This is a genomic window from Runella zeae DSM 19591, from assembly GCF_000423565.1.
Taxonomy (GTDB): Bacteria; Bacteroidota; Bacteroidia; order Cytophagales; family Spirosomataceae; genus Runella; species Runella zeae.
This window is the reverse complement of record NZ_AUIF01000029.1, coordinates 153,278-161,867: the sequence shown is the minus strand read 5'-3', so window position 1 is coordinate 161,867 and position 8,590 is coordinate 153,278. Positions and strand designations below refer to the sequence as shown.

Sequence of the window (8,590 nt, the reverse complement as noted above, 5' to 3'; positions counted from 1 at the left end):
ATTGTGTTGAGAGATTCGTTGCCAGTAGGTATGAGTTTGAATGACAACGATTGGACCGCATCGGGTCAGATAGCTACGTTGAATATGCCGATTGCATCATTGGCACCAGGTGCAAGCACAACAGTAGACATCACCGTAATGGTCAATGCGAATTTTGCAGGCTCAAGCTTGACGAACTACGCACAGATACAGGATGCTAAAGACAAGAATGATAATCCAGTAAAAGACAAGGATTCAACACCGGGCAATGGCTTCACGAAAGGTGAAGACGATGACGATGATGAACCAATTACGATTGGTGAATGTCCTATACCTCCAACACCTACCTGTGGTGGAACCGCCGCCAATACTTGCCCAAGTCTTTGTGTCAATTTGAATGATTACATTCAGAGTGATATCCGTACCCCTGGTGGTAGATTTGAATGGCGTACAGGACCTAGACCAACAGACCCAATCGTAGCAGATCCTACAAAAGTATGTGCATCAGGCAAATACTATTTGTTTGAAGTAGCAGCTTGCGGTGTATATAGCAATGGAGCGCATGTAGATGTTACCATCACTTCTTGCTTCGCTGACTTGACTTTGGCTAAAACAGTCAATAACAGTAATCCAAGCCAAGGCGATACCATTACATATAGCATAGCAGTCACTAACTTAGGTCCTAATGTAGCTACTAATGTAGAAGTGAAAGATACATTAAATGCCGGATTGCAGTATGTATCAAGTAGCTCAGGTTTAGTTTTGAACGGGGGCGTACTAGTTGGAAGTATCAATTCGATTGCCGTCAATCAAACTGTAACATTGACTTTCAAAGCAAAAGTAGTAGGTACTGGTACAATCAAAAACTTCGCTCAAGTAACGAAGTCTGACCAACCTGATCCGAACTCTACGCCTAATAACGGAGGTAATACTCCAAATGAAAATGATGAAGATGATGTAGACATCACCGTAAAAGTGCCATGTGCTATTCCTCCAACCCCAACTTGTGGTGGTATGGGCGAAAATACGTGTCCTGACACCTGTGTGAATCTTAACACCTTTATTCATAGCGAAATCCGTACACCTGGTGGCTATTTCGAATGGTACACAACTTCGAATCACCTTCCTGGAACGAAAGTTGCAGATCCTACAAAAGTATGTACATCAGGCCAATATTACTTATTTGAAGTGGCAGCTTGTGGTACATACAGTAATGCCGCCTTGTTGACACTGACCATCAAATCATGTATAACCCTTACCGATTTGTCGGTAGCGAAGAGTGTTCTCGAAGCTGGGCCTTACACGGTAGGTCAGACCATTACTTATAACGTAATCGCTTCTAATAATGGGCCTATCAGTGCTACAGGAGTAACCGTAAATGATGTACTCCCTGCCTCTCTTACTTTTGTAAGTGCAAGCCCTGCAGGTGAATACAACAACGCAACAGGAGTATGGACAGTTGGTAGCCTAGCAGTAGGAGCCAATCGTACATTACAAGTTCGTGCGACTATCAATGCCGTAGGAGCTATCACTAATACAGCAATTGTAAAAGGGCCAAACAACGACCCAACTAAAGCTGGAAATGATACTTCACGTGTAATTATCAGCGTAGACTGTGTGAAACCAGATAAGCCAGTCTTGGCATGTGCTACTACCAATATCTGCGCGGGAGATAGTACTACCATTCATGCACTCGGTTGCACAGGAGGTGTCATAACTTGGTCAAATGGTGCAACAGGTACAACTATCGTTGTGAGACCAAGTCAAACAACTATCTACACGGCAACATGTAAGAAAAATGGCTGCGAAAGCGATCCCTCAAATGCTATCTCAATACATGTAAACACTCCAACTACGCCAGCAATAACAGCAAGTCCTTCTACGACAATCTGTGCAGGTAGCTCAGTGGTGTTGACGGCTGCAAATTGTGCAGGTACAATCAGATGGAGTACAGGGGCTACAGGTGCACAAATCACCGTAACACCTGAAGTCACTACTAGTTACTCTGCAATTTGCAAAATTGGAACTTGTGAAAGTGCACCTGCATCTATTGCTATTACAGTGACGCCTGGCGGGCCTGTTCCTGAGGTAGTTTGCAGCACCGACAAAATCTGTCCTGGTGAAAGTGTAACACTTCAAGTAAACAACTGCGCTGGTATTGTAGAATGGTCAACGGGTGAAACTGGAACAGCAATCGTAGTATATCCAACTCAGACTACTACTTACTGGGCAGCATGTAACCTCAATGGTTGTAAAGCACGCTCGAAAGACTACACCATCAAGGTGGTTCCTGTAGCTGCTCCAACTGTGACTGCAAGTTCTTCAACAGTAATCTGTAACAACGGAAGCGCAACTCTTACAGCAGCCGGTTGTGAAGGTGAAGTCCTCTGGTCAAATGGTGCTACTGGAGCAAGTATTGTAGTAAGCCCAAGCGCTACAACTAGCTATACTGCTATTTGCAAAGTAGGAAACTGTACAAGTGAGCCTTCATCTCCAGTGACTATCACTGTAGGAAACCCAACTCCAGTAGTTGTAGCTGCGTCTAAAACGCTTATTTGTGCCGGCGATAGCACAGTATTAACCGCAAGCGGTGCATGTGCAGGTACCATTGTATGGTCAAATGGCGCCACTGGAAGCAGTATTGTAGTAAGACCTGCATCTACTACGGAATATACTGCTATCTGTAAAGTGGGAACTTGCGAAAGCTCGACTATTAATAAAGTAAAAGTAACTGTAACTACCTCAGGTCCTGCACCAACAGTAGTGTCTTCTAAACCAAGCATCTGCGCTGGGGATAGTGTGACGCTTACCGCATCGGGCTGCGCTGGAGCTGTAGTGTGGAGTACTGGTGCAGTAGGAGTAACAAGCATTGTTGTTAAGCCGAGCACTACTACTACTTATACTGCCTCATGCCGTGCCAATGGCCAATGTGATAGTGCACCTGGTAGCGTAACAGTGACGGTAGGTAATAACACTACACCGCCATCAATTACCGTAAGTCCTTCTGAATCAGTATGTGCTGGTAGCACTGTGACTTTGACGGCGAGTGGTTGTGTAGGTGGTACAATTACATGGAATACAGGCGCTACTACGTCGAGTATATCTGTTGTGGTAAATAATACTACTACTTATACAGCAATCTGCAAAATCGGTAACTGCTCAAGCAACCCTGCTTCTGCTACCGTGATTGTAGTACCAGCACCTGAAAAACCTGTAGTAATATGCAGTACCGACAAAGTATGTCCTGGTGAAAGTGTAACTCTACAAGTGCCAAACTGTGCAGGTATCGTACACTGGTCAACCGGAGAAACTGGCGAAGCCATCGTAGTACATCCAACTATAACAACTACCTATACGGCAGTATGTAAAGTAGGAGACTGCTCAAGCCCAGTATCAGCTGATTACACTATCAAGGTTATTCCAGTACCTGTACCAACAGTTTCTGCAAGTCCAACTTCTATCCAAGCGGGAGAAACTTCTATCTTGACAGCTTCTGGCTGTGACGGAGAAGTGACTTGGTCAAATGGCATGGTAGGGGCTAGTATCGTAGTTAATCCTTCTGAAACTACTTCATACACTGCTACTTGTAAAGTAGGTAACTGTACAAGCTCTGCTTCTGTACCAGTAAAAGTGACTGTTGGAAATTGCGTAGCACCTCAAATTACTGCTAGTTCAGCGGTTATCTGCGAAGGTTCTAGTGTCACTCTATCGGCATCTGGATGTGAAGGTGGTAATATTCAATGGTCAAATGGTAGCACTGGAAACAGCATTACTGTGAACCCAATTGGTACCACTACTTACACAGCGGTATGTCAAAAAGGTGATTGCACTAGCAGTGCTTCAAATGCAGTAAGTGTAGTAGTAACAAAAGTAAATACGCCGACAATCGTGACTTCTGCTACTCACATCTGTAAAGGTGAGCAGGTATCGTTGTCTGTTTCGGGTTGTGCAGGCTCAGTATTGTGGTCAACTGGTGCAAATAGTGCTTCAATCACTGTAACGCCAGAAACTACTACTAGCTACACAGCTATCTGTAAAGTAGGTGATTGTGAAAGTGCTGCTTCTGCACCGCTTACTATTGTAGTGGGCGTACCAGATGCTCCAACTATCCAAGCATCTAAAACCAACTTGTGTTTCGGTGAATCAGTAACATTGACTGCACAAACGGCTTGCGCTGGTTATATCCAATGGTCAAATGGCCAAATCGGAAGTTCAATCACGCTCGTACCTGCTGCTAGCACTATTTATGTAGCTTACTGCTGCAACAATGAAAATTGTAAGAGCGTAGCTTCAAATACGGTAAACGTGACTGTGGCACCGAAAGTAACAACCCCACAAGTAGTAAGCTTAGCTAATGTGTGTCCTGTAAAAACGGTAGATCTTGCATCTGCTGTGAAAAACTACACCGCTGGCTCTGGCTTAACGATGGAGTTCCACGTAGGAAATACACCAAGCTCAGCAGTTGTGACTAATCCTTCGGCTGTAGGAGTGACAGGTACTTACTATGTATTCTTCCGCTCGACTACCGGATGCTATAGCGAGGGTGTGGCTATCCATGTGTTGATTTCGTCTTGCGAAACTACACCTTGTGAAACCAATCCAGCTACCGCTGATGCAGGTGCTGATGCCTCTATCTGCGCTGCTCTTGAGTACAAACTCAACGGTAAAATTGGAGGAGTAGCTACGAGCGCCATCTGGACTACTAATGGCACTGGTACATTTAGCAATCCGCTTGCTTTGGATGCAACTTACTATCCGTCGTTGGAAGATTTGATTAAGGGTGATGTGATACTTACTCTTACTACTAACGATCCTGACGGTAGCGGTAATTGCCAAGCCGGTAAAGATGAACTCAACCTAGTGTTTGAAGGTATCAAGTTTAGACCTCAAATCGTCATCAATGGTACAGTGAAAGCAGATACATTGCCACAAACAATCACTATCTGCCAAGGTGATACCGTCAAGTTGAGTGCTAGCGAACAGCAAGGCTATCAAGTGAAATGGTTTAAAGATGGTCAGGTGTTGTTCCCTGCTTCTGACAAGAAGAGCTGGGATGTAACCGAACCGGGCACTTACTATTACGCATTGGTAGATGCAAAACGTTGTTGCTCAGTACCATCTGCCTATATTACGGTAGTAGTGAAAGCACTTCCAACCCCAATCGTGAAAAACCTACGTAATACTTGTCCAAGTACTACTGTAGATTTGACCACAGCGTTGGACAACAGCGGCAATTACACCGTTCAATTTAAGTCTGCAGCCGAATTGGCATGTACGTGCCTAGTAGGCACACCAGAAGCTGTAGGGGCAGGTACTTATTATGTGGTCTACAAAAAAGACGGTTGCTACAGTGCACCAGCCGCTATCGAAGTGAAAATCTTTGATTGTGCTACAGATACGCTCCGCTCTGATCTAAACGTCGTGAAGAGTGTAGACAAAAATGTGGTAATGCTTGGCGAAGAAGTAACTTATAATATAGTTGTTTCTAACTATGGCCCACATGATGCAACAAATGTAGATGTCCGTGATATTATGCCGTCTGAACTAGAAGTGCTTTCAACTTCAGGAATGACCAATACAAACGGTGTCTTATTGACTCGCATCCCTGTTCTCGCTGCTGGTGATAGTGATACACTTACTGTGGTCGCAAGAGCTAAAACCTCAGGAACCCAAGTGACTAACAGAGCTGAAATCAGCTATGCAGATCAAGTAGATCCTCAGACAGACAACAATCGCTCTTCTGTAAGCATTGTTGTGAGCGACGGAACAGTAGCACCAAGTATAGGAGTAGCTTTAGCGGTGGATAATATCGAACCAAAAGGTAACGGTGATAGCACTAACATTACTTATGATGTTACTTACAAAATCACTGTCAAAAACGTAGGAAACGTTCCATTGACTAGCCTTCAGGTAGTTGACAGTATTACTCACGCTTTTGCGTCTCCTGTTACTTATACAGTAGTAGGTACGCCAACCGTCAGTGGAAATACTACAGCTACAGCTAATGCTGCCTACAATGGTACCACCGATAAGAACTTCTTAACGCCAGGTACTTTGGAAGTGGGAGAAGAGGCTCAAATCTATGTAACCTATAACATAGTACCTCATGGTAACAATGGACCATTCTTAGGTAGTGTAGTAGCATCAGGAAGCCACAACAGTGTGGTTGTAAGCGATATTTCTAATAAAGGAACTGTCGTAGATCCTCCAGCTAATACCTCTACTCCAGTGCGTTTCGATTTGCCAAGTGCGTTGATTGGTTTGTCTAAGTCAGTAGGAACGCCGATAGTTGTAGGAGATGGTAAATTTAAAATCCCTTATACTATCAGTGTGACTAACTTGGGTACAAGCGATCTTACTAAAATTCAGGTAGAAGATGATTTGGGTCTTACTTTTGGCTCAAAAGCTGTCATCGTTGGCAAACCTTTGGTAACTGCAGATGAAGGATTCACTGTAGACTCTACCTACACAGGTCAAGGGCTACTTACCAAATTGTTAGTGGATTCGTTAAGCGTACTTCCAAAAGGCAAAACCCGTAGTGTAGAATTGGCGGTTATTGTTTCGCTTTACAACCCTGATTCAGTAACTACCTTCAACAACATAGCGATTGGTAGAGGTATAACAGGAGCAGGTGTAATGACCGCTGATACTTCGACTACAGGTAATGACTCTGACCCAGACAATGACCTAGACCCACGTAATAACAGTGAGTCAACGCCAGTGTCTCTCAACTCAACTCCTGGAAATGGATTGCTCGGATTGGCATTGTCAATCAAAGATACCCTCCGCAAAGGAGACGGTAGCTTGAATGTGACTTACCGCGTGATTTTGAAAAACTATGGTGCAGGTACGTTGACCAATGTTCAAGTGACTGATTCGTTGACCAAAGTGTACAGCTCATTGAATGGGGCTAGCTACCAATTGGTAGGTACACCTACTGCCAGCGATGTAAGTACCTTGCGTATCAATCCTGATTTCGACGGAGATCGCGATGCAAATCTCTTGATTGCTGAGCAGAGCCGTTTGGCAGGTGGACTTACCGACTCGTTGTTCTTTACAATCAATGTAACTACCGACGGGCGATTGACACCATATCAAAACCGCGTGTTGGGTACGGCGTTAGCAGGTCAAAACACAGTTTCGGATTACTCAACCAATGGTTTGAATCCTGATCTGAACGGTGATAATGACCCAACAAGTTTGGCAGAAGCTGAATTTACGCCAATCGTGATTATCTCTGACGGTGGATTGTTTATCCCAGAAGGCTTCTCTCCAAATGGTGACGGAATCAACGATAAATTTGTGATTCGTCATCCATCTGGCACGAAGATTGTTCTAGAAATATACAACCGCTGGATGAATCTGGTATATCGTAACAATGATTATCAGAATGATTGGGAAGGTGGAGCAAACGTAGGCGTAGGCAATAGTAACCAAGCGGTGCCTGTTGGAACATACTTCTACAACGTTATTCTCCTCGACCAAAATGGCGGTGAAATTAAGAAGTCAAGTCGATTCATGACCATTAACCGCTAATCACGATGACCAATATCATCAAACAAAAGTGTACGATGTTGCTGCTGCTGATCTCTTTGATCGGCAGCAGTAAACTCTGGGCTCAGCAAGACAAAATGTTTTCGCAGTACATGTTCAACATGATGGCCCTTAATCCTGCTTATGCTGGAAGTCGAGATGTGCTCAGTGCGACAGCCCTCTATCGTAATCAATGGGGAGGAATGCCAGGTGCTCCACAAACCGCTACTTTTACGATTGATATGCCCGTGAATCGTGAAAGAGTAGGACTAGGTTTGCAGCTTTTCAACGATCAAGTAGGCCTCGAAAACTGGACAGGAGCCATGCTTTCTTACGCTTTTCGTATCAAAATGGGCGAACGTTCGACCTTGGCTTTGGGATTGCAAGGTGGTGCTATGAATTTCCGTTGGGATTTGGCAAAAGCAAATCTAGGAAATAATTTGTCCGACCCTGCTTTTGCAAGCAATGTGTCTAAAATTCTACCTAACTTCGGTACGGGTATCTATTTAAGCAACGACCGGTCTTATATTGGGGTTTCGGTACCTTATCTTATCGAAAACAACCTCTCTGATTATGATTCAGGTGAGCAGCGTGCTAAAATCCGCCGGCATTTTTATGCCACCGCAGGATTTGTAGTCGGGCGTAACAATGTCAAACTCAAACCTTCGATGATGGCGCGTTATGTAAATGGAGCTGGGCTTTCTCTTGACGGAAACGTCAACGTCTGGTTCAATGACCGTATCGCTTTAGGTATGTCGTATCGTCACAACCGTTTTACGACTTACGCTGGCCAAATTCAGGAAGATAAAGAAGGCAATGCCCTCAAAGGTGATGCACTAGTTGGAATGATTGAAATACAGCTTTCAGATCAGTTTCGTTTGGGGTATTCATACGACTGGACGCGCAACCGACTCAATCAGGAACGTAAATTTTTGAGCATTCCTACCCACGAGATAATGTTGCGTTACGAATTTGGCTTTAGCAAGAGCAAAATTCTCACTCCGCGTTATTTCTAAGGGATTATTTTCGACGATTCAAAGGTATATTCTTCATGCTGGGTTTAAAACCGACAACGGAG

Annotated in this window: 2 protein-coding genes; both read left to right on the top strand. The window is 44.2% G+C overall.

The annotated features are described in order from the left end of the window. The first annotated feature begins 30 nt into the window (after positions 1 to 30). Positions 31 to 7,515, top strand: a complete 7,485-nt coding sequence (locus tag G563_RS0106895; RefSeq protein ID WP_037326043.1) for an Ig-like domain-containing protein — start codon at positions 31 to 33, stop codon at positions 7,513 to 7,515. A gap of 5 nt (positions 7,516 to 7,520) precedes the next feature. Beyond that, the gene (locus G563_RS0106890) at positions 7,521 to 8,528 is read left to right on the top strand and encodes a PorP/SprF family type IX secretion system membrane protein (protein WP_028664670.1); all 1,008 of its coding nucleotides are present in this window, start codon (positions 7,521 to 7,523) and stop codon (positions 8,526 to 8,528) included. The last annotated feature ends 62 nt before the right edge of the window (positions 8,529 to 8,590 follow it).